Origin of the sequence: Mesorhizobium sp. WSM4306 (assembly GCF_007003975.1) — a bacterium.
Lineage (GTDB): Bacteria > Pseudomonadota > Alphaproteobacteria > Rhizobiales > Rhizobiaceae > Mesorhizobium.
The window spans coordinates 308229-330791 of record NZ_VFTC01000002.1; the positions used below are offsets into that span (position 1 = coordinate 308229).

Genomic DNA, 22563 nt, shown 5'->3' on the forward strand with positions numbered 1-22563 from the left:
TCAGCGCTCCGCATCGACATTGGTCATGACGGTGTAGAACACCCACGACAGCAACAGGATGATGAGGAAGTAGATGATCGACATGGCCGCCGCTGGCCCGAGGTCGAACTGGCCGATGGCGATCTTGACCAGATCTATCGACAGGAATGTCGTCGAATTGCCGGGGCCGCCACCGGTGACGACGAAGGGCTCGGTGTAGATCATGAACGAGTCCATGAAGCGCAGCAGCACGGCGATCAAAAGCACGCGGTTCATCTTCGGCAACTGGATGTAGCGGAAGATCGCCCAGCGCGAGGCGCCATCGATCTTGGCGGCTTGATAATAAGCATCCGGTATGGAGACAAGGCCGGCGTAGCAGAGCAGAACGACGAGACTCGTCCAGTGCCATACGTCCATCAGGATGACCGTCACCCAGGCGTCGGTCGGGTCGTTGACGTAATTGTAGTCGAAGCCGAGCGCCGACAGCGTGTAGCCGAGCAGGCCTATGTCGATGCGACCGAACACCTGCCAAATGGTGCCGACGACGTTCCACGGGATCAGCAGCGGCAGCGCCATCAGCACCAGACACACCGGCACGCCCCAGCCCTTCTTGGGCATGTTGAGGGCGATGAAGATACCGAGTGGCACTTCAATGGCGAGGATGATGAAGGAGAAGATCAGGTTGCGGACCATCGAGAGCCAGAAACGTTCCGACTCCAGGATTTCGGTGAACCAGTCCGAGCCGTTCCAGAAGAAGACGTTGTTTCCGAACGTGTCCTGTACCGAATAGTTGACCACCGTCATCAGCGGAATCACCGCCGAGAACGCCACCAGCAGGAGCACCGGCAGCACCATGAACCAGGCCTTGTTGTTCCAGGTCTTTTCCATCTATGCCCCCATCTCGACGCGCCAGGAATCGGCATAGATGTTGATGCCGGCCGGATCGAAGCGCACCTTCGGATCGGCGGGAACGCTCTCGTCCTCGCCGATGACGGCTGCGATCTCGCGGCCTTCGAGACTGGCGCGCACCACCTTGTGGCGGCCGAGATCCTCGACCTTGCTGATTTTCACCGCCATGCCGTCACGGCCGAGCCTGACATATTCGGGACGGATGCCGAGTTCGATAGGCCCAGCCCCTGTTTTGGGCACGCCAGGCAGCTCGATGCGCTGGCTGCCGATGGTCGCGGTCTTGCCATCGATCGCCACCGGCATGACGTTCATGCCGGGCGAACCGATGAAATAGCCGACGAATGTGTGGCGCGGGCGCTCGAACAGTTCGGCCGGCGTGCCAATCTGGACAATGCCGCCATCATACATGACGACGACCTGGTCGGCGAAGGTCAGCGCCTCGGTCTGGTCATGGGTGACATAGACCATGGTGTAGCCGAAGCGGCGATGCAGCTGCTTCAATTGCGAGCGCAGCACCCACTTCATGTGCGGGTCGATGACGGTCAGCGGCTCGTCGAACAGGATGGCGTTGACATCCGAGCGCACCAGGCCGCGGCCGAGCGAAATCTTCTGCTTCTGGTCGGCAGTCAGGCCCCTCGCCTTCTTCTTGGCCCACGACGCAAGGTCGATCATCTCCAGCGTCTCGCGCACCGTGCGGTCGACATCGGCCTCCGGCACGCCGCGGTTGCGCAGCGGGAAGGCCAGATTGTCGTAGACGGTCATGGTGTCGTAGATGACCGGGAACTGGAACACCTGCGCAATGTTGCGCTCCTGCGTCGACAGGTTGGTGACGTCCTTGCCGTTGAACAGCAGCTCTCCGTGCGAAGGATGCAGCAGGCCCGAAATGATGTTGAGCAGCGTGGTCTTGCCGCAACCGGACGGCCCGAGCAGCGCATAGGCGCCGCCATCCTCGAAAGTGTGGTGCACTTCCCTGAGCGCGAAATCGGCATCCTTCTGCGGGTTGGGCAAATAGGAGTGCCTGACATGGTTGACGTCGATGCGCGCCATCTCCTCCCCCTCAAGCCGCCAGCTTCGATGCGGCGACGGCGCTGCCGTTGCCGTCGAAGACCATGATGTGGCGCGGATCGATGAACACCTCGATCTCTGCGTCGGGCTCGAAATCGCGGATGCCATGGGTCAGCATGACCCAGCGCGCGTCGGCGAAATCGAGATGGATGAAGCTTTCCGAACCGGTGATCTCGGTGATCGTCACCTTGGCGCGGACCGGCACGGCGGCGGCGTTGGGCCGCTCGAGCGAGAGATGATGCGGCTGGAAACCGATCGTATAGTTGGCGTCGGCAATGCCGGAAAGCTCGGCCGGCACCGGCAGCTTGACGCCGCCCTCGAGCAGAAAGTCCTGCCCCTTCTTGGCCAGCACGATGGTGTTGAGCGGCGGATCGGCAAAGGTCTTTGCCGTCACCAGGTCGATCGGCTTGCGGAAGACGTCGATGGTCGGCCCGAACTGGGTGATGCGTCCCTCGGACAGCGTCGCCGTGTTACCGCCGAGCAGCAAGGCTTCGTGCGGCTCGGTCGTAGCGTAGACGAAGATGGTGCCGGCGGCGGCGAAGATCTTCGGCAGCTCGGCGCGCAGTTCCTCGCGCAGCTTGTAATCGAGATTGGCGAGCGGCTCGTCGAGCAGCACCAGGCTGGCATTCTTGACGATGGCGCGGGCAAGTGCGGTGCGCTGCTGCTGGCCGCCGGACAGGCTGAGCGGCGTGCGGTCGAGATAGGGCGTCAGCTTCAGAAGCGCTGCCGCGTTGCGGACTTCCTTGTCGATCTTGGCCTGATCGGTGCCGGCGACGCGCAGAGGCGAGGCGATGTTTTCATAGACCGTCATCGCGGGGTAGTTGATGAACTGCTGGTAGACCATGGCGATCTTGCGCTGCTGCACCGGCATGCCGGTGACATTCTGGCCGTCGAACCAGACCGAGCCGGAGGTCGGCACGTCGAGCCCGGCCATCAGCCGCATCAGGCTGGTCTTGCCCGACAGCGTTGGCCCGAGCAGGACATTGAGCGAGCCGTGCTGAAGCGTCAGCGAGACGTCGCGGATGTGCTCCGCCGCACCGACCGTCTTCGTCACGTTTCTCAGTTCCAGCATGATGCCTCCTCCCAGGCTTTGTGCATCAATCGCCTTCCCTATTCCGCTGCAACGACATGGCGCTGACTGATGCCGCGCATGAATTCGTCGAGGGCCGAGACCTGCTCGCGGCTGAAATGCAGGCCGCGCTTGGTGCGACGCCACAATACATCTTCGGCGGTCAGCGCCCATTCGTTTTCGCAGAGGTAGCGCACTTCTGCCTCATACAGATCGGCACCGAAATTGCGGCCGAGATCGGCGTTCGACTTGGCGAGGCCGAGCAGCACTTGCGCGCGCGTGCCGTAGAGCCTGGTCAGCCGGCGCGCCAGGCGCTGGTCGAGGAAGGGATAGGCGCTCTTCAGCTTCGCCACCTGGGCGTCGAAACCGGTGGCCGGGAAATTGCCGCCGGGCAAGGATGCGTTCGCCGTCCATGGCTTGCCGCGTTTGCCGAGAAACCCTTCGATCTTTTCCAGCATCGATTCCGACAGCCGGCGATAGGTGGTGATCTTGCCGCCGAAGGCATTGACGATCGGCGCCTTGCCCTCGCCGCCATCGGCCTTCAGCACATAGTCGCGGGTCGCCTCCTGCGCCTTTGAGGCGCCGTCGTCGTAGAGCGGGCGCACGGCCGAATAGGTCCAGACGATGTCGGAACGCTTCACGGGCTGGGCAAAATATTCGCTCGCCGCCGCGCAGAGATAGTCGATCTCGGTGTCGCTGATCTTCACGTCATGCGGATCGCCGGGATAGTCGCGATCGGTCGTGCCGATCAGCGTGAACTCTTCCTCATAGGGAATGGCGAAGATGATGCGCCCGTCCTTGTTCTGGAAGAAGTATGCGCGCGGGTCGTCGAACTTCTTCTTGATGACGATATGGCTGCCCTGCACCAGGCGGACATTGTGCACGTCGTTCTGGCCCACAGTGGTCGACAGGACGTGGTCGACCCACGGGCCGGCGGCATTGACCAGCAGCCGGGCCTTAACCTCCTCGGTCGTTCCGGTCGCCAGATCCTCCAGCCGGATTGCCCAGATATCGCCTTCGCGCCTTGCTGCGACGACTTTCGTGCGGGTGCGGATCGTAGCGCCACGGTCGGCGGCGTCACGCGCGTTCAACGCCACCAGGCGGGCATCGTTGACCCAGCCGTCGGAATACTCGAACGCCTTGTGAAACAACGGCTTCAGCGGCTTGCCGGCCGGATCCTTCGCCATGTCGAGCGTGCGGGTCGCCGGCAGCAATTTGCGGCCGCCAATGTGGTCGTAGAGGAAAAGGCCGAGCCGGATCAGCCAGGCCGGACGAAGGCCCTTGGCATAGGGCAGCACGAAGCGCATCGGCCAGATGATGTGCGGTGCGTTCTTCCACAGAACCTCGCGCTCCATCAGCGCCTCGCGCACCAAGCGGAACTCATAGAATTCGAGGTAGCGCAAGCCGCCATGGATCAGCTTGGTCGAGCCGGAGGAGGTTCCGCTGGCGAGATCATTCATCTCAGCCAGAAATACCGAAAAGCCTCGCCCAACGGCGTCGCGGGCGATGCCGCAGCCATTGATGCCGCCACCGATGACGAAGATGTCATGGATTGCGTCCAAAAAGCCCTCCCGCGATTTCGCATTGCAGCATTTTTAGGTTTTTACGAAACCGTATCGGGATTATTTCGAAATCAGAACGAATGTCAAACGAAATGTCACGGTGCCGTGATAGAAGCCTTTAGCCCAGCGATGTTTCGATCAGCTGCACCTCGGCCTCTTCGCAGATCCGGCGCACCGAAGGGATGTCGCAACGGTCGGTGATGAAGGTGTTGACCTGCGACAGATGGCCGATGCGAACCGGTGCGGTGCGTTCGAACTTGGTCTGGTCGGACACCAGGATGACATGTCTGGCATTGGCGATGATGGCCTGCGCCACTTTCACTTCGCGAAAGTCGAAATCGAGCAACGCGCCGTCATGGTCGATGGCCGAGGCGCCGATGACGGCATAGTCGACCTTGAACTGGCGGATGAAATCGACCGCCGCCTCGCCGACCACGCCCCCATCGGAGCCGCGCACGACGCCGCCGGCGATCACCACCTCGATCGAAGGATAAATGCGCATCCTGTTGGCAACATTGATGTTATTGGTGATGACCATGAGCCCGGCGTGATCGAGCAGCGCCTTGCTGACCGACTCGGTCGTGGTGCCAATATTGATGAAGAGCGAGGCGTTGTCAGGGATCAGCCTGGCCGCCGCGCGGCCGATCGCCTCTTTCTCGTCGGCAGCAATCTTGCGCCGGGCTTCGTACTCCATGTTCTCGATTCCGGACGGGAACAAGGCGCCGCCATGGATGCGCGACAGCAGCCGCTGGTCACAGAGATCGTTGAGGTCCTTGCGGATGGTCTGCGGCGTCACGTTGAAATGCGTGGCCAGATCGTCAACCAGCACGCGGCCATGGTCTTTCGCCATCTGGATGATTTCGGCATGGCGCGGCGACAGATACACTGAGAACCTCCCGTTTTCGTTTTTCTTGTTTGTAGCTCAAAACGAAAGCAATGAAAAGGGAGAAGCCGGCTAATGAAATATCGATGATTGCAAAGGCGAACCAGGCAGATACAGCTCAGACCCGCTCCGCCACCTTGCGGGCGACGGTGGCGACTTTGCCCGGCGAGCGGATCATCAGGAATTTGCCGGACCAGCTTCCCAGGATGCGCCAGGTGCCCGCGATCTCGGTGGCATCGCCGTTCAGAATGCCGCTGTAGTCGATCGGATCCACGTTCGATCCGGCATTGTCATATGTTTTGATGAAGGAGACGGCGTTGCCGTCGCGCTGCCCCTGCAGGGTTGCGTATCTCACTGTGCCGGTCGCCGGGCTCGCCGGTTCGTGGGTCATCCCCGTCAAGCTGGTTGCCGTCTCGATCAGCGTCGCGACGAAGGAGACCGGCGCCAGTTCGCGCGGATAGAAGTAGCGCCCGCTCCAGACGCCCGTCAGATTTTGGCTCGTCTCTTCGCGCTGCCCGACCATGCCCTTGCTCGCAATTCCTTGCTGGCTACCTCAGCCCTTGAGCGATCTTGCACAGTCGCAAATGACAGTGAAGGCGGTATTGACGTCTTCCGCCGTGGTCTCGAACTGTCCGACCTGGAAGCGGATGGCGACCCGTCCGTCGACCCGCGTCTGCGTCAGATAGAGGCGGCCATCGTCGTTGATGGCATTGACCAGGCGCAGATTGTGGTCGTCGGCATCGCCCGCTGCCTTATGACGGAAGGAAAACAGCGACAGCATCGGTTCGGTGACGATCTCGAAATCCGGCTCGTTCGCCAGCCGCGCCGCAAGGCCCTCGCTCCAGGCAACATGGTTGCGGATCATGGTGCGCAGCGCTTCCAGTCCGTGCGCGCGCAGCAGGAACCACAGTTTCAAAGCGCGGAAGCGGCGGCCAAGCGGCACCGACCATTCGGAATAGTTGATGATACCGTCGCGGCCATGCGTCTTGAGGAATTCCGGCTTGATTGCCAAAGTGCGCACCAGGTCTTCGGGCTGGCGAATGAACTGCATCGAGCAGTCGAATTGCGCGCCGAGCCATTTATGCGGGTTGAAGACGATGGAATCGGCGAGCTCTGCGCCGGCCCAGAAATGGCGGAATTCCGGGCAGATCATTGCCGATCCGGCCCAGGCGGCATCGACATGCAGATAGAGCCCGTGGCGCTTGGCCGCCGCGGCGACGGCGGCGACATTGTCAGTACCACCGGTGCTGGTACCGCCGACACTGGCGATGATGCCGGCGGGCAACATGCCGGCCTCACGGTCCGCGACGATTGCCGCCTCGAGCGCTGCCGTATCCATGGCGCGAAAGCGCCCGGTGACCGGAATGCGGACCAGGTTGTCCTCGCCGATGCCCGACACCCAGATCGCGCGGTCGATCGAGGTGTGGACCTGATCGGAGGAATAGATGCGCGGCCGCTTCTGCCCGGCCAGGCCCTGTTTGTTGCCCTGCCAGTCGAGCGCCCGCTCGCGCATCGTCAGCACGGCGGCCAGCGTCGCCGACGAGGCCGAATCCTGGATGACGCCGGAAAAGCCTTCGGGCAGGCCGAGCGCCTGGCGCATCCAGTCGACTATGCGGGTTTCGAGTTCGGTCGCCGCCGGAGAGGTCTGCCACAGCATGCATTGCGCGGCCATCGCCGAGACCAGATATTCGGCCACCACTGAGACAGGTGCTGCATTGGCCGGGAAATAGGCGAAGAAACGCGGATGCTGCCAATGCGTCATGCCCGGCACGATCTTCTCTTCGAAATCGGCGAAAATCCGTTCCATCGGCTCAGCCGCTTCCGGTGGCGACGCCTCGATGCTGCGAAAGATGTCGCCGGGTTCGACCAGCGGCCGCACCGGTCTTTCCCGCAGCGATGAACGGTAATCGACTCCCCAATCGGCGGCGTGCCTCGACCATTGCCGGAAATCATCGTTGTTCATTCTGGTCTCCAGACTTGGGCCAAGCAGCGTCGATCGCCGCGGCAAGCGCCACGCAACAGCGCCAGCAAGGGCACTCTAACCCGGGAAATCGGGCAGGCTGGCAAAGGCCGTTTTCAGCGCCTTCGACCAGCCGTCCGAGATGGTGCGATAATACTGGTCGTCCTGGCCTATCCGCTTCTTCAGCCCGACCTTGAAAGCATCCTTCTCAAGGAACAGCAGGTCGAGCGGCAGGCCGACGGACAGGTTCGACTTCAGCGTCGAATCGAAGGAGACCAGAAGCAGCTTCACGGTTTCGGCCAGGCTCATCGTCCTTTCATAGGCGCGGATGATGATGGGCTTGCCGTATTTGGTCTCGCCGATCTGGAAGAACGGCGTGTCGTCGGTCGATTCGATGAAATTGCCCTCGGGGTAGATCATGAACAGGCGCGGCGCGCTGCCCTTGATCTGGCCGCCGAGGATGAAGGAGGCGTTGAAATAGGAATCCGCCTTTTCGCCGGCCGGTGACGACTGGGCGATGACTTCCTTGACGGTGTCGCCGACCAGCCGCACCGTCTGGTACATGGACGGGGTTTCGAGCAGCGTCGCATGGCGTTCGCCGATCGCCTTGTTGCGCTCGTCGAGCAAGCTGATGACAGCCTGCGTCGTCGCCAGATTGCCGGCCGACATCAGCACGATGACGCGCTCGCCCGGCTCTTCCCAGACATGCATCTTCTTGAAGGTCGAGATCGAATCCATGCCGGCGTTGGTGCGCGTGTCCGACATGAACACGAGCCCATGATCGATCTTGAGGCCGACGCAATAAGTCATGGAATCTCTTCAGGCAGCAATCTTGCCGAGAACTACTGCTCTACCGTGACGGTGACCGCAAGCTGTTCCTCCGCCTGTCCCAGTCGAATTCCCGACACCGGCGAGGCGTCGCGATAATCGCGGCCGGTGGCCACCCTGACATAGCGTTCATCAGGGGAAATGCCGTTGGCGGCGTCGAAGGCGACCCAGCCGAGACCCTGAACATGGGCTTCGGCCCAGGCATGGCTTGCCGCCTGTTCGATGGCCGCGTCCATCATCAGATAGCCGCTGACATAACGGGCCGGAAAGCCCATGGCGCGGGTGGCGGCGACAAAGATATGGCTGTGATCCTGGCAGACGCCGGTCTTCAGCGCCAACGCCTCTTCCGCCGGCGTCGTCACGCTGGTGGTGCCCGGCGTGTAAGCGACGCGCTCGACGATTAGCGCCATCAGCCGATGCAGCCTTTCGATGTCGGTGCCTTTGCCGACCGCCGCGGCAAGCTCGCGAATGCCGTTGCCGGGGATGGTCAAAGCGGTCTCCTGGCTGAACAGCCAGAGCGGCGCAAAGCCGTGATGCGGACCCGAGACGCCTGCTGTGTCGCGCGTGACAACCTCGCCTGAGGCCTCAACCGTGATGAAGTCACGCTCGCCCTCCACGCTCAACAGCCTGTTGTCGTTGCCGAAATGGTCGCTGAAGCGCACTTCCTCGCGCGCGCCCTCGATCTTCAATGCCCAGGACAATACCGTCTGCGTCGGTCCGCTGACCGGCAACAGCCGCAGCCGCTGCAGCAGATAATGCACCGGCGCATCGTAGCGGTATTCGGTCCGGTGGGAGATCTTCAATCTCATAACTTGTCTTCCGTTTTGAGCATGACCTTATCCGAAAACCGGGTCCCACTTTTCGGGGTCATGCTCAATTGAACCGGTAATCTTGGGCGATCTCGTCGCCCAGCTTGGTGTTGTCCTGGATGAACCTGGCCAGGAATTCGTGCAGGCCGGCGTCGAATATGTCCTTGATCGACCCTGCCCTCAGCATGGCCTGCGTCCTGTCGACCGTCGCGTGGCAGGCATGGCGCTCGCCATAATCATCGCCAAGGAATTTCAGGTGCTCGGCCAGGAAACGATAGCAGAAGGTCAGCGAGCGCGGCATGCGGACATTGAGGATCAGATAGTCGGCGATGTTGGTCGGCTTGTAGTCGGCCTCATAGACCCAGCGATAGGAGCGGTGCGCCGACACCGAGCGCAGGATCGATTCCCACTGATAATTGTCGAGGCTCGAACCGACCCAGGAGATCGACGGCAACAGTACATAGTATTTCACGTCGAGGATGCGTGCCGTGTTGTCGGCGCGCTCGACATAGGTGCCGAGCTGCGAGAAATCGAAAATCTCGTTGCGCAGCATGGTGCCGTAAAACGAACCGCGGATCAGCGCAGTCTCGCGTTTGATGGCGTCAAGCACATTCGGCAGGTCGCGCTCGTCGATCGGCTTTGCCAGCATCCGCTTCAGCGCCATCCAGGCCTCGTTGATGCTTTCCCAGGTTTCGCGTGTCAGCGCGGTGCGCACCATGCGGGCATTGTTGCGTGCGGTCTCGATCGCCGACATCGTGCTCGACGGGTTCGAGGTGTCGCGCAGAAGGAAGTCGGCGACATTGGCGGCGGTATAATCCTGGTATTTCTGCGTGAAGGCGACGTCGGAACCGGCGCTGAGCAGCACCGAATTCCACTCTTCCGAAGCACTCTGGGTGCGGGTCAGCGCCATGCGCAGGCCGGCATCGACCAGACGCGCCATGTTTTCCGCCCGCTCGATATAGCGGTTCATCCAGTAAAGCCCGTTGGCGGTGCGGCCCAAAAGCATATCAGCTTGCTCCGATGTCGAGCGAATAGCGAGTAGCGAATAGCGAATAGGGGAAGGAACTTATCATGATTTCTGTTGCAGGCTCCTGATCATCGAACGCAGCATTTTTCCAATGTCTTCGGTTTGGCCGAGCAAGTTCGCGACCTCCGCTTCGACCATCAATCCTACCTCTCCGCACAGGATCAGATGTGTCTCCAATTCTTTTAGGGAGCCCTGTGCCACTCGAAGAAACTGAATGAAGGCTCCTGTACTTTCTCGTCCGTGACCTTCTGCGACATTTGCTGCGATAGAAGCGGCCGAGCGTCGTATCTGAGAGGTCATTCCGTATGCTTCGCTGCTCGGAAAGCCTTTCGTGGCCGAGTAGCAATTTACTGCCAACCCTAGGGCCGCCTTCCAAACAATCAGATCCCTGTAGGAATTGATCGCCGTCGTATCCCCCTCTTTCCCTATTCGCTATTCGCTACTCGCTATTCGCTATTCGCTCTTTCAATCATCCAACACCCACGTATCCTTCGTCCCGCCGCCCTGCGAGGAATTCACCACCAGCGAACCCTCCTTCAGCGCTACCCGCGTCAACCCGCCCGGCACGATCTGGATACGGTCTGACACCAGCACGTATGGCCGCAAGTCGACATGACGGGGCGACAGGCCTTTTTCTGTCAGGATCGGACAGGTCGACAGCGCCAGCGTCGGCTGGGCGATGTAGTTGGAAGGTTTGGCCTGCAGCTTCTTGGCGAAGTCCTGGCATTCCTTCTTGGTCGCCGCCGGGCCGACCAGCATGCCGTAGCCGCCGGAGCCGTGCACTTCCTTGATGACCAGCTCATGGATGTGTTCGAGCACATATTTCAGGCTGTCGGCCTCCGAGCAGCGCCACGTCGGGATGTTGCCGAGGATGGCTTTGCGACCGGTGTAGAACTCGACGATCTCGGGCATGTAGGAATAGATCGCCTTGTCGTCGGCGATGCCGGTTCCCGGCGCGTTGGCGATGGTGATGTTGCCGGCGCGGTAGACATCCATGATGCCGGGCACGCCAAGGGCCGAGTCCGGCCTAAAGGTCAGCGGGTCGAGGAACGAATCGTCGACGCGCCGGTAAAGCACGTCGATCTGCTTGTAGCCCTCGGTGGTGCGCATGGCGACATGGCCGTCGACGACGCGCAGGTCCTGGCCTTCGACCAGCTGCACGCCCATCTGGTCGGCCAGGAAGGCGTGCTCGAAATAGGCGGAGTTGAAGCTGCCCGGCGTCAGCACGGCGATGGTCGGCGCGCCCTTGGTGCTTTGCGGCCGGACCGCCGCCAGCGACTGGCGCAGGAGCTGCGGATAGTTCTCGACCGGCCGCACCTTGATCTGCTGGAACAGCTCGGGGAAGAGCTGCATCATCGTCTCGCGGTTCTCCAGCATGTAGGAGACGCCCGACGGCGTGCGCGCATTGTCCTCCAGCACGTAGAACTCGTTCTCAGAGATGCGCACGATATCGACGCCGATAATGTGGGTGTAGACGCCGGCCGGCGGCCGCACGCCAATCATTTCCGGCAGGAAGGCCTCATTCCTGGCGATGAGCTCCCTGGGCACACGGCCGGCGCGCAGGATTTCCTGGCGATGGTAGATGTCGTCGAGGAAGGCGTTCAGCGCCTGCACGCGCTGCTCTATGCCTTGCGTCAGCCTTCGCCATTCATTGCCGGAGATGATGCGCGGAACGATATCAAAGGGGATCAGCCGCTCGGAAGCTTCCTGCTCGCCATAGACGGCGAAGGTGATGCCGGTTTTGCGGAAGACGCGCTCGGCGTCCTGCATCTTTTCGGTAAGTCTGGCCGGATCCTGCTCCTTCAGCCAGCGGTCGTAAGCCGTATACGGTTTTCTCAGTCCGGAAACTTCCGGAAGCATTTCATCGAACGCTGCCAATCGCATACTCCCCTGTGACGCCATTTCACTGGCGTCGCGGGAGAAAATCAAGCGCAATCGATGATTTGGAGGATATGGGTGATCAGTATGTTACGACTGCCCAAAATTAGGGCAGTCGTAACAGGCACGTAGTCAGGCTTTGCCTCGTCGCCGGGCAAGTGCCTGATGCGGCTTTAGAAAGCGCGGAAAGTGACGACCGTGAAAGTGTCCTTGATTCCGGGAAGATGCTGCACCTTCTCGTTCACGAAGTGGCCGACATCTTCCTCGTCGTCGACGTAGAATTTGGCGAGCAGATCGTAATTGCCGGCGGTCGAGTAGATTTCCGATGCGATCTCAGCGTCGGCGAGAGCGCTGGCGACATCATAAGACTTGCCCAGGTCGCACTTTATCTGCACGAAAAACGTCTTCATTGCCGGTCCTGCCACGTTGAAACGCGCATCTTGCGCCCATGGCGGCCCTTCTCGCAGACTGCCGCCCGGCTTTCAAGCATCAGGCCGAACGCGCACTGGCGACGGCTTGTCTTAGTTCGGATACCGGCATGCCGCGCCGGTAGAGGCTGCCACCGATGACCAAAGCGGGAGTGCCACGCAGTTTAAAGGCGGTTGCCTGCGTATCGGTGCGCAAAAGGGCAGCGTCGATGTCGGGTTCACGGATGGCGAGATCGGCACGCACCATCGCCACATCGACCCCCACCGAAGCCAGGATATCGTTGGTGCAGCGTTCCGAGAGGCCACGCTGGTTGGTCATCAGCGCATCGACCGCTGCGGCATAGTGTTCGCCGGTCAAAAGCGCCACGCGCGCCGCGTCGCGCGAGACATCGCCGAAGATCGGCCAGTCCTTCATCACCAGCCGGATGCCGCTATCCTCTTCCATGAGTTTCTTCAGTTCGACGAAGACGAGTTTGCAGATCGGGCACTGATAATCGACGAATTCGGCGATAGTGACGTCGCCGTCGGGATTGCCGAGTGCTGGAATGGCCGGATCGAAGGCGATTTCGGTGACGGTCGGCCCGGTGGCTGCCCAAGCGGGCAAGGGAGCCAGAACTGCAAAGCTAGCCGCGCCCTTCAGCAAAAGGCGCCGGTCAATCGGCTGCTTAGACATGGTTCGTCCCTGGTTGCGCGAACGGATCCCCACTCGTCCCCTACGATGCGCGCCCTGCCTTAAAGGATGCTTAAGCATGATCTTGTGGCACTTGCGTGGCGAATTACTGCGGTTGCTGAAACCGTGAGGCAGCGCAAAGCGTATGGTATAATGCGTCTTCGGACAGCTTTTGTTGGGGGACAATGGAGACAGGCCATGCGCCACATCGCATCCGCAGTCGTTTCATTGCTGTTCGCGTCAGCCCTGTTCATCTCGGCAGCCCTTGCCGGCGATGCCGAAATCAAGGCCGGCCAGGCCGTCATCGATGGTCAGTTGAAGGCGCTCATCGCAAACGACGGCGCCAAGGCCTACAGCTACGCTGCTCCAAACGTGAAGCAGATTTTCCCAACCGTCGACGCCTTCATGAACATGGTGACCAACGGCTACGCGCCGGTGCGTCAGCCACAAAGCTATTCCTTCGGCAAGGTCGAGCAGACCGGCCCAGGCTCGATCATCCAGCAGGTGCTGATCGTCGGCCCCGACGGCAAGGACTACGAGGCGGTCTATACGCTGCAGCAGCAGCCCGACGGCAGTTTCCAGATCACCGGCTGCAGCCTGCGGGCGTCGAATTCGCTGAGCACCTGACGCACAAAGCCTCAGTAGCGTGCCCTGCCGCCCGACATGTCGAACACGGCTCCGGTGTTGAATGCGCTGGCGTCGGAACAAAGCCAAAGCACAAGTGCCGCCACTTCATCCACCGAGCCAAGGCGCTTGAGCGGGCTGGCATTTATCATGTCGTCTACGACATCGTTTCCAAGGCGCCTGATCAACTCGGTATCGATCGGCCCCGGTGCCACGCAATTCACCCGAATGTCGGTATCGCAGGTCTCCCGCGACAAGGCTTTCGTAAAGGCAATGACGCCTGCACTTGCCGCTGAATAGGCGGCCAGATTCGGCAACCCTTCCTTGCCTGCCAGGGACCCCATATTGATGATCCGGCCCCTACCAGCCTTGCGCATGATCGGCAGAACCTGATGCGTAACCTCGAAAACGCCGATCAGGTTGACACCGATGATGCGTTGCCACTCGATCGGATCGAATGCCTCGAACCCACAATAGTCGCCTAAATAGCCTGCATTGTTGATTAGAATGTCAATCCGGCTATTGTCTGCGACGACCTCAGCCAAGGCGTCTTTGATCTGGCGAGCCTTTGTCACATCGACCGTCTGGCAATGCGCGCCGTCCACAGCTGTCGGATCAGCATCCCATATCCAGACTTCGGCCCCGGAGTTCAACAACTGCGCCGCAATGGCCTTGCCGATGCCTCGTGCGCCGCCAGTCACGATCGCGGTCTTGCCGCCAAGTTCATATGTGACAGTCATGGCCTGACCCCAACCGGAATCTGCGCCCGGACAATGGATCCGTCAATCATCGTCAGGTGTCGTTGATTTGTTCAAAGGGTAGGGATATCGCCCCTCGCCCAGCCCTCGGAAATCTCCGCCGCGCGTGCCTCGAAGGCGCCGGCCTCGATCGCGCCGCGAATGTCCTGCATCAGCTTCTGATAGTAGGACAGGTTGTTCCAGGTCAGCAGCATCGCCCCCAATGCCTCTTGCGAGCGCACGAGATGATGCAGATAGGCGCGCGAATAGTCCCGTGCGGCTGGGCAGTCGCTCTCCTCGTCGAGCGGACGCGGATCGTCGGCGTGGCGGGCATTCCTAAGATTGACCTTGCCGCGCCTGGTGTAGGCCAGGCCGTGGCGGCCGGCGCGGGTCGGCATCACGCAATCGAACATGTCGATGCCGCGCGCCACCGATTTGACGATGTCGTCGGGCGTGCCGACGCCCATGAGATATCTGGGCTTATTATCAGGCAGTTCCGGACAGGTGATGTCGAGCATCTCCAGCATCACTGCTTGCGGCTCGCCGACGGCGAGACCGCCGACGGCGTAGCCCTTCAGCTCCATGGCGCTCAGCGCCTGCGCCGAGCGCACCCTGAGCGCTGCGTTGTCGCCGCCTTGCACAATGCCGAACATCGCCTTGCCCGGCTGGTCGCCGAACGCCGTCTTGCAGCGCTCCGCCCAGCGCAGCGACAGCTCCATGGCGCGCTCGATCGCCTTGAGATCGGCCGGCAGTGCCGTGCACTCATCGAGCTGCATCTGGATATCGGAATCGAGCAGCCCCTGGATCTCGATCGAGCGCTCCGGCGACATCTCGTAAGGCGCGCCGTCAATGTGCGAGCGGAAGGTGACGCCCTTTTCGGTGAGCTTCCTGAGCTTCGACAGCGACATCACCTGAAAGCCGCCGCTGTCGGTCAGGATCGGCTGCGGCCAGCGCGCGAACTCATGCAGGCCGCCGAGCCGCGCGACGCGCTCGGCGCCAGGCCGCAGCATCAGGTGATATGTGTTGCCCAGGATGATGTCGGCGCCGACGCCGCGTACCTGATCCATATACATAGCCTTGACCGTGCCGCCGGTGCCGACCGGCATGAAGGCCGGCGTGCGGATTTCGCCGCGCGGCATGTCGATGACACCACGCCGTGCCTTGCCGTCGGTGGCCAGGACCTTGAAGGTAAACGTCTTAGCCATTGAATTCCTTGTCATGGACAGGCGCATCCGGCGCCTGCCTGTCGAGCGACTGGCGGTACTGGATGCAGCCGCGCATGAATTTGGGCCAAGGCGGCACGGCTATCGCCGGCTCGGTCTTTTCCGGCAGCAGATCCCAAAGATCGGGATGATGCCAGCACAGATCATGGCCCGTCGTGTCGCGGTGCGCGCGGATGCCGGCACGCAATTTCTTCACTTCGGCAATCAGGCTTTCTCGGTCAAAGGCTTGCAGGTCATCGTCCATCGCTCATCTCCGCTCGATAAAGCAGGCTTGCGTCTCCGTAGGAGTAGAATCTGTAGCTGGTGTCGATGGCATGCGCATAGGCGGCCCGCATTGTGTCGAGGCCACTGAAGGCCGAAACCAGCATGAACAGCGTCGAGCGCGGCAGATGGAAGTTCGTCATCAGCAGGTCGGCAGTCTTGAACCGATAGCCGGGTGTGATGAAAATGTCGGTCGGGCCGGACCATGCGGCGAGCGTACCGTCGGGCTTTGCCGCGCTCTCCAGCAGGCGCAGCGAGGTCGTGCCGACGGCGATGATGCGCCCGCCCCTCGCCTTCGCAGCATTGAGCGCCGCGGCGGTCGCCTCGCTGACCGAGCCGGTCTCTGCATGCATCTTGTGATCGGCGGTGTCATCGGCCTTGACCGGCAGGAAGGTGCCGGCGCCGACATGAAGCGTGACGAAGCGGCGTTCGATGCCTTTGGCGTCTAGCGCGGCAAACAGCTCCGATGTGAAATGCAGGCCGGCGGTTGGCGCGGCAACCGCGCCCTCCTCCCTGGCATAGATGGTCTGATAGTCCGTCAGGTCGCGCGCGTCATCGTCACGCTTGGAGGCGATGTAGGGCGGCAGCGGGATGTGGCCGACGGCGCGCAGCGCCTCGTCGAGAAACGGGCCGGACAGGTCGAAGCCGAGCAGCGCCTCGCCAGCCTCGCCCTTCTCGATCACCGTGGCGTCGAGCTGGCCGAGGAAGCAGGAATTGCCGTCATGGCCGAAATGGATACGGTCGCCGGCGGCGATGCGCTTGCCCGGCCGCATGAAGGCCAGCCAGCGGTCCGGCGCCATGCGCATGTGCAGCGTCGCCTCGACCTGCGCCTGCGCTTCGCCGCGCCGCCTGATGCCCTTCAGCTGCGCCGGGATGACCTTGGTGTCGTTGAAGACCAGCACGTCGCCCGCCCCGAGCAGGGACGGCAGGTCGCGCACCATGCGGTCCGAAAGGCCCTCGCCCGGCCTGACCACCAGCATCTTGGCACTGTCGCGCGGCTCGGCCGGGCGAAGCGCGATGCGCTCCTCCGGCAGGTCGAAGTCGAAGAGGTCGACGCGCATCAGTAAAGCCGGACGAGCAGCGCTCCGGCCAAGAGCAGCACCGCGCCGGCGACGCGGCCGAGCGAGATCTCGCGCACCGCCACGCCGAGGAAGCCGACGCGGTCGATCAGCATGCCGGCCAAGAGCTGGCCGGCAACCAGGAACGCCATCAGGGCGGCCGCACCGATGCGCGGCGTCAAAATGATCGACAGCGTGACGTAGAAACCGCCGAGCATGCCGCCGGCGATGAACAGCCACGGCGCCGGCGCCTTCCAGTCCAGCGAGATGTCGTTCAACTTCACCACGGCGACGGAGATGATGCCGAGCACGATCGCGCCCGACAGGAACGAAAACGCCGCCGCCGCGACCGGGAGCCCCAGGCCGCGCGCCAGCTGCGAATTGATCGGCGCCTGAATGGCGATGAAGGCGCCGGACAGGATGCCGAGCAGCGACCAGACGACGCCCATCATCGATATCAGTCCTTACTTGACGTCGGCCGCGACCTTCAGCGACACGATCTTGTCGGGATCGACCACCGGCTCGCCGCGCTTGATCTTGTCGACATTGTCCATGCCTTCGATGACCTGGCCCCAGACCGTGTACTGGCGGTTGAGGAAGGCGGCATCATCGAAGCAGATGAAGAACTGCGAATTGGCCGAGTTCGGGTTCTGCGAACGCGCCATCGAGCAGGTGCCGCGGCCGTGGTTGGCGTTGGAAAACTCAGCCTTCAGGTCGGGCTTTTCCGAGCCGCCCATGCCTGCCCGCGACGGCGCGAACGAGGGCTTGCTCGAATTGCCGAATTTTACGTCGCCGGTCTGGGCCATGAAACCTTCGATGACGCGGTGGAAGACGACGCCGTCATAGGCGCCCTCGCGCGCCAGTTCCTTGATGCGGGCGACATGGCCGGGGGCCAGTTCGGGGAAAAGCTCGATGACGACCTTGCCCTTGGTCGTTTCCATGATGAGCGCGTTTTCGCGGTCCTTGATCTCAGCCATATCGGATATCCTTTATCTCAGAAAAACAGATTGATTTGATAGACTACTTGTCTGCGGCGATGCGCACTTTGATCATGCGGTCGGGGTTGCTGACGGTTCCATTGTCGGCCTCGTCGCCCTTCTTGATGTGATCGACCAATTCCATGCCGCTGACGACATTGCCGACGATGGTGTACTGGCCGTCGAGGTTCGGCGCCGGCGCGAACATGATGAAGAACTGCGAATTGGCGGAGTTCGGATCCTCCGAGCGGGCCATGCCGAGGGTGCCGCGCTTGTAACGTTCGCTCTGCGAGAATTCGGCCGGCAGGTCGGGCAGGTCGGAGCCGCCGGTGCCGACGGCTTCGGGGCTGAAGCCTTTCTTCATGTTGCCGAACTTGACGTCGCCGGTCTGCGCCATGAAACCGTCGATGACGCGGTGGAAGGCGACATTGTCATAGGCGCCTTCGCGCACCAGCTTCTTGATCTGCGCGACGTGCTTGGGCGCGAGGTCGGGCCGCAGGGCGATGGTGACGTCGCCGTCCTTCAAGCTGATGATCATGGTGTTTTCCGCATCGGCGGCGAAGGCCGAGACGGATGCTGTGACGAGACCGGCAAGCACGACGAGGAATGAGGCGAGCTTCTTCAGCTGCATAGGGATCTCCGAGGGATTATTTCGCGAATTTGGCGGTGAGCGCGCCGGCAACCGCGGCCGGCACGAAGGGACGGATGTCGCCGCCCATCGAAGCTATCTGGCGCACAAGTGTGGCGGTAATGGTTCTGACTGATGGGCTGGCAGGCAGAAAAACCGTCTGCAGCTCCGGCGCCATGGTCTCGTTCATGCCAGCCATCTGCATTTCGTAGTCGAGGTCGGTGCCATCACGCAGACCGCGGATCATGATCGACGCGCCTTGCTTCCTGGCGGCGTCGATGACCAGCCCGTCAAAGGCGACGACCTTGATGCGGGCCCCGTCGCGGCCGAATTCGGCCTTGGTCGCAGTCTCGATCAGCTTCACCCGTTCCTCGAAGGAAAACAGCGGCGTCTTGCCGGGATGGGTGCCGATCGCCGCATAGACGGTATCGGCAACGGCTAGCGATGCCTTCAGGACATCGAGATGGCCGTTGGTCAGCGGGTCGAAGGAGCCGGCATAAAGAGCGGTGCGTTCGGTCATGGCAGATGTGGGGCTTTGAGCATGATCTTTTCCGAAAACCGGATTCCACTTTTCGGGATCATGCTCTAGCGGGCGAGCGGACGGAAGGCAAATGCGATTGGGAACATCTGCGTGAACCTTTTCGCAGACATGAACGACAGATGAACCTTGCTCACGAAGACTTCACGCACCGTTCACTAGTTTGCACTTCAGAAGATGAAACCAAAACCCCATCTAACCGTTGTAAGGCGCAGGAGAACACGCAAATGCTGATCTACATGCTCGCCACCGCAATGACCGTCGCCATGCTGATTGCCACCGCATTCGGACTGCACCGGGAGGCAGAGCGCGTCCGTGTCAGGACAAAGCGCTTCGAAGGCTTCGGCGCTCGCTGGCCCCACCGTCACTAACGATTTTGCCGGTTAGTCTCGATTGCGCCGGCCCATAGGGCCGGCGTTGCTGTGTCTGAGCCTGTTCGGCTCTTTATTCGGCATTCCCCGGATCGGCATCTCCGGCGTCTGGACCGACCTCGGCCGCGCCCTCGCCGTTCTCTTCGACATCTTCGTCCGATTGCGGCTCCGAGATCCGCTCGACCGAAACCACCTTTTCGCCTTCGGCGGTATTGAAGATGGTCACGCCCTTGGTGGCGCGGCTGGCGAAACGGATGCCGTTGACCGGCACCCGGATGACCGTGCCGCCGTCCGAAACCAGCATGATCTGGTCGTCATTGCCGACCGGGAAGGTCGCCACCAGTTGGCCGATCTCTGCCGTTTTCGACACGTCGGTGGCGCGAATGCCCTTGCCGCCGCGTCCGGTCAGCCGGAAATCATAGGACGACGAACGCTTGCCGTAGCCATACTCGGTCACCGTCAGCACATACTGCTCATGCGCCTTGAGGAACTCGTAGCGGTCGTCGGAAAGCTCTGCCTCCTCGCCGATCTCCTCATTGGTCAGCGCGATCTCTTCTTCTTCGCCGGCCATCTCGAGCCGCCGCTCCGCCGCCGCCCGCTTGAGGTAAGCGGCGCGCTCCGCCGGTGAAGCATCGACATGCTCGATCACCGACATCGAGATGATGCGGTCGGTCTCGGCCATGCTTATGCCGCGCACACCGACCGAATTGCGGCTCTGGAAGACGCGTACATCGCCGACCGAGAAGCGGATGCACTGGCCGGAATTGGCCGTCAAAAGCACGTCGTCATTGTCGGTGCAGGTCTCGACGCCGAGGATCTCGTCGCCTTCCTCCTCCAGCTTCATGGCGATCTTGCCGTTGCGGTTGACCTGGACGAAGTCGGACAGCTTGTTGCGGCGCACCGTACCGCGCGTGGTGGCGAACATCACGTCGAGCTCGCCCCAGCTGTTCTCGTCCTCGGGCAGCGGCATGATGGTGGTGATGCGCTCGCCCTGCTCAAGCGGCAGCATGTTGATCAGCGCCTTGCCGCGCGATTGCGGATTGCCGATCGGCAGCCGCCAGACCTTTTCCTTGTAGACGATGCCGCGCGAGGAGAAGAACAGCACCGGCGTGTGGGTGTTGGCGACGAACAGCCGGGTGACGAAATCCTCTTCCTTCGTCGACATGCCGGAGCGGCCCTTGCCGCCGCGGCGCTGCGCCCGGTAGAGCGACAGCGGCACGCGCTTGATGTAGCCGGAATGACTGACGGTGACGACCATGTCCTCGCGCTGGATCAGGTCCTCGTCTTCCATGTCGGCGCCGCCGTCGGTGAGTTCGGTGCGGCGCGGCGTACCGAACTCGTCGCGCACGGCGGCGAGTTCGTCCTTGACGATCTGCTGGATGCGCGCGCGGGACGACAAAATGTCGAGATAATCAACGATTTCGGCGCCGATCGTGTTCAACTCGTCGGCGATCTCGTCGCGACCGAGCGCGGTCAGGCGCTGCAGGCGCAGTTCGAGAATGGCGCGCGCCTGTTCCTCGGACAGATTGTAGGTGCCGTCCTCGTTGATGCGATGGCGCGGATCGTCGATCAGAAGGATCAGCGATTCCACGTCGCCGGAGGGCCAGCGCCGCTCCATCAACTGCTCGCGCGCCGTCTGCGGATCGGGCGCGGTGCGGATCAGCTTGATCACTTCGTCGATGTTGGCGACAGCAATGGCGAGACCGACCAGGACGTGGGCGCGGTCGCGCGCCTTGCGCAGCAGGAACTTCGTGCGCCGGCTGATCACCTCTTCGCGGAAGCCGACAAACGCCTTCAGCATGTCGGTCAGCGTCATTACTTCCGGCTTGCCGCCGTTCAGCGCCACCATATTGGCACCGAAGGAGGTTTGCAGCGGTGTGAAGCGGTAGAGCTGGTTCAAGATGACGTCTGCGACAGCATCGCGCTTCAGTTCGATGACGACGCGGTAGCCCTGGCGATCGCTTTCGTCGCGGATGTCTGAAATGCCTTCGATGCGCTTGTCGCGCACCAGTTCGGCCATTTTTTCGATCATCGAGGCCTTGTTCACCTGGTAGGGAACCTCGGTGATGATGATCGATTCACGGTCGTTGCCGCGCTGTTCGACATTGACCTTGCCGCGCATGACGATGGAGCCGCGGCCGGTCGCATAGGCGCTGTAGATGCCGGAACGGCCAAGCACGATGCCGCCGGTCGGGAAATCGGGACCCGGAATGATCTCCATCAGCGCCGGCAGGTCGATCGCCGGATTGTCGATGATGGCGATGGCGCCGTTGCAGACTTCGGCCAGGTTGTGCGGTGGAATGTTGGTGGCCATGCCGACGGCAATGCCGCCGGAACCGTTGACCAGAAGGTTGGGGAAGCGAGCCGGCAGCACCTTGGGTTCGGTGTCGGACGCGTCGTAGGTTTCCTGGAAATCGACGGTTTCCTTGTCGATATCCTCGAGCAACTCATGCGCGACCTTGGTCAGCCTGGACTCGGTGTAGCGCATCGCCGCCGGCGGATCGCCGTCGATGGAGCCGAAATTGCCCTGTCCGTCGATCAGCGGCACGCGCAGCGACCAGTCCTGCGCCATGCGCACCAAGGCGTCATAGATCGAGGCGTCGCCATGCGGATGGTATTTACCCATCACGTCGGCGACCGGACGGGCCGACTTCACATATTTGCGGTTCCAGTGGTAGCCGCTCTCATGCGCGGCATAGAGAATGCGGCGATGCACCGGCTTCAGGCCGTCGCGCACATCGGGCAGCGCACGGCTGACGATCACGCTCATGGCGTAAGAGAGATAGGAGCTCTGCATCTCCTCGATGATGGAGATCGGCTCGATGCCGGTGGGGCCGCCGTCGGCGCCGCGCGGTGTTTTTTGGTCGGTCAAATCGGATCACAATCTAATCGGGAATCACTGACCGCTTATATAGGAAGCCAGCCTGAAACTCCAATATTCGCGGCACTTTTCCAACGACAATTTCAGTGGTAATTTCAAATGGATACCGCTGATTGCGACGATTTGGCCATAGCGCATTTCGCCGCCATCAGGGCAAAAGCCTGCGATGGGTCGTTTTCCTAGCCAAGAGCCATAAGC

General features: G+C 61.7%; 25 protein-coding genes. 2 read left to right on the forward strand and 23 right to left on the reverse strand.

The annotated features are described in order from the left end of the window. From FJV77_RS05215 to FJV77_RS05280, 14 genes are all read right to left on the reverse strand, one after another. Positions 1-867, reverse strand: a complete 867-nt coding sequence (locus FJV77_RS05215; RefSeq protein WP_112561562.1) for a sugar ABC transporter permease — start codon at positions 865-867, stop codon at positions 1-3. Continuing rightward, positions 868-1935 (reverse strand): ABC transporter ATP-binding protein, encoded by a 1068-nt coding sequence (locus FJV77_RS05220; RefSeq protein ID WP_142865785.1) that lies wholly within the window; start codon positions 1933-1935, stop codon positions 868-870. Between the two features lie 10 nt (positions 1936-1945). Next, complete coding sequence (locus tag FJV77_RS05225) at positions 1946-3025, reverse strand: ABC transporter ATP-binding protein (RefSeq protein WP_142865786.1); 1080 nt, start codon at positions 3023-3025, stop codon at positions 1946-1948. Positions 3026-3063: 38 nt separating this feature from the next. Further along, the gene (glpD, locus tag FJV77_RS05230; RefSeq protein WP_142865787.1) at positions 3064-4584 is read right to left on the reverse strand and encodes a glycerol-3-phosphate dehydrogenase; all 1521 of its coding nucleotides are present in this window, start codon (positions 4582-4584) and stop codon (positions 3064-3066) included. A gap of 118 nt (positions 4585-4702) precedes the next feature. Next, a complete protein-coding gene (locus FJV77_RS05235) occupies positions 4703-5470 on the reverse strand; it encodes a DeoR/GlpR family DNA-binding transcription regulator (RefSeq protein ID WP_142865788.1) in 768 nt (255 codons plus the stop codon). 115 nt (positions 5471-5585) lie between these two features. After that, positions 5586-5990, reverse strand: a complete 405-nt coding sequence (locus FJV77_RS05240) for a hypothetical protein (protein ID WP_142865789.1) — start codon at positions 5988-5990, stop codon at positions 5586-5588. Between the two features lie 30 nt (positions 5991-6020). Beyond that, positions 6021-7430: an aspartate aminotransferase family protein gene (locus FJV77_RS05245; protein WP_142865790.1), complete on the reverse strand. Its 1410-nt coding sequence runs from the start codon at positions 7428-7430 to the stop codon at positions 6021-6023. A 75-nt stretch (positions 7431-7505) separates the two neighbouring features. Then, positions 7506-8237, reverse strand: a complete 732-nt coding sequence (locus FJV77_RS05250; RefSeq protein ID WP_142865791.1) for a peptidase — start codon at positions 8235-8237, stop codon at positions 7506-7508. A gap of 32 nt (positions 8238-8269) precedes the next feature. Next, on the reverse strand, positions 8270-9064 hold the full coding sequence (locus FJV77_RS05255) for a transglutaminase family protein (RefSeq protein WP_142865792.1): 795 nt from the start codon (positions 9062-9064) through the stop codon (positions 8270-8272). 64 nt (positions 9065-9128) lie between these two features. Continuing rightward, positions 9129-10070 carry an alpha-E domain-containing protein gene (locus FJV77_RS05260; protein WP_142865793.1) on the reverse strand — a complete coding sequence of 314 codons (942 nt, stop codon included), beginning with the start codon at positions 10068-10070 and terminating at the stop codon, positions 9129-9131. A 63-nt stretch (positions 10071-10133) separates the two neighbouring features. Further along, the gene (locus tag FJV77_RS05265; protein ID WP_185970198.1) at positions 10134-10520 is read right to left on the reverse strand and encodes a four helix bundle protein; all 387 of its coding nucleotides are present in this window, start codon (positions 10518-10520) and stop codon (positions 10134-10136) included. Between the two features lie 36 nt (positions 10521-10556). After that, positions 10557-11969 (reverse strand): circularly permuted type 2 ATP-grasp protein, encoded by a 1413-nt coding sequence (locus FJV77_RS05270; protein ID WP_181057110.1) that lies wholly within the window; start codon positions 11967-11969, stop codon positions 10557-10559. A gap of 173 nt (positions 11970-12142) precedes the next feature. Continuing rightward, complete coding sequence (locus tag FJV77_RS05275; RefSeq protein WP_142865796.1) at positions 12143-12379, reverse strand: Lrp/AsnC ligand binding domain-containing protein; 237 nt, start codon at positions 12377-12379, stop codon at positions 12143-12145. 79 nt (positions 12380-12458) lie between these two features. Continuing rightward, positions 12459-13070, reverse strand: a complete 612-nt coding sequence (locus FJV77_RS05280; RefSeq protein ID WP_185970195.1) for a DsbA family protein — start codon at positions 13068-13070, stop codon at positions 12459-12461. A 195-nt stretch (positions 13071-13265) separates the two neighbouring features. Here FJV77_RS05280 and FJV77_RS05285 point away from each other — a divergent pair, with 195 nt between their 5' ends. Beyond that, entirely contained in the window at positions 13266-13694 is a 429-nt protein-coding gene (locus tag FJV77_RS05285) for a DUF4864 domain-containing protein (protein WP_142865798.1), read from the forward strand. Between the two features lie 11 nt (positions 13695-13705). Here FJV77_RS05285 and FJV77_RS05290 read toward each other — a convergent pair whose 3' ends face one another. The 8 genes from FJV77_RS05290 to coaD form a co-directional block, all read right to left on the reverse strand. Next, a complete protein-coding gene (locus tag FJV77_RS05290; RefSeq protein ID WP_142865799.1) occupies positions 13706-14431 on the reverse strand; it encodes an SDR family NAD(P)-dependent oxidoreductase in 726 nt (241 codons plus the stop codon). Between the two features lie 71 nt (positions 14432-14502). Further along, a complete protein-coding gene (gene tgt, locus FJV77_RS05295; RefSeq protein ID WP_142865800.1) occupies positions 14503-15633 on the reverse strand; it encodes a tRNA guanosine(34) transglycosylase Tgt in 1131 nt (376 codons plus the stop codon). Continuing rightward, entirely contained in the window at positions 15626-15895 is a 270-nt protein-coding gene (locus FJV77_RS05300) for a hypothetical protein (protein WP_142865801.1), read from the reverse strand. Before FJV77_RS05300 ends, tgt begins: the two co-directional genes overlap by 8 nt. Further along, positions 15885-16973 (reverse strand): tRNA preQ1(34) S-adenosylmethionine ribosyltransferase-isomerase QueA, encoded by a 1089-nt coding sequence (gene queA / locus FJV77_RS05305; protein WP_142865803.1) that lies wholly within the window; start codon positions 16971-16973, stop codon positions 15885-15887. The genes FJV77_RS05300 and queA overlap by 11 nt, the downstream gene beginning before the upstream one ends. Further along, a complete protein-coding gene (locus FJV77_RS05310) occupies positions 16973-17422 on the reverse strand; it encodes a DMT family transporter (RefSeq protein WP_142865804.1) in 450 nt (149 codons plus the stop codon). Before FJV77_RS05310 ends, queA begins: the two co-directional genes overlap by 1 nt. Positions 17423-17434: 12 nt before the next feature. Further along, on the reverse strand, positions 17435-17947 hold the full coding sequence (locus tag FJV77_RS05315) for a peptidylprolyl isomerase (RefSeq protein WP_142865805.1): 513 nt from the start codon (positions 17945-17947) through the stop codon (positions 17435-17437). 43 nt (positions 17948-17990) lie between these two features. Then, positions 17991-18485, reverse strand: coding sequence for a peptidylprolyl isomerase (locus FJV77_RS05320; RefSeq protein ID WP_246691146.1), 495 nt, complete (start codon positions 18483-18485; stop codon positions 17991-17993). A gap of 109 nt (positions 18486-18594) precedes the next feature. After that, complete coding sequence (coaD, locus tag FJV77_RS05325) at positions 18595-19095, reverse strand: pantetheine-phosphate adenylyltransferase (RefSeq protein ID WP_142865807.1); 501 nt, start codon at positions 19093-19095, stop codon at positions 18595-18597. A gap of 245 nt (positions 19096-19340) precedes the next feature. Here coaD and FJV77_RS05330 point away from each other — a divergent pair, with 245 nt between their 5' ends. Continuing rightward, on the forward strand, positions 19341-19484 hold the full coding sequence (locus FJV77_RS05330; protein ID WP_142865808.1) for a hypothetical protein: 144 nt from the start codon (positions 19341-19343) through the stop codon (positions 19482-19484). A 73-nt stretch (positions 19485-19557) separates the two neighbouring features. On the opposite strand, the gene gyrA is transcribed toward FJV77_RS05330, so the two are convergent. Continuing rightward, on the reverse strand, positions 19558-22356 hold the full coding sequence (gyrA, locus tag FJV77_RS05335) for a DNA gyrase subunit A (protein WP_142865809.1): 2799 nt from the start codon (positions 22354-22356) through the stop codon (positions 19558-19560). Between the last annotated feature and the right edge of the window lie 207 nt (positions 22357-22563).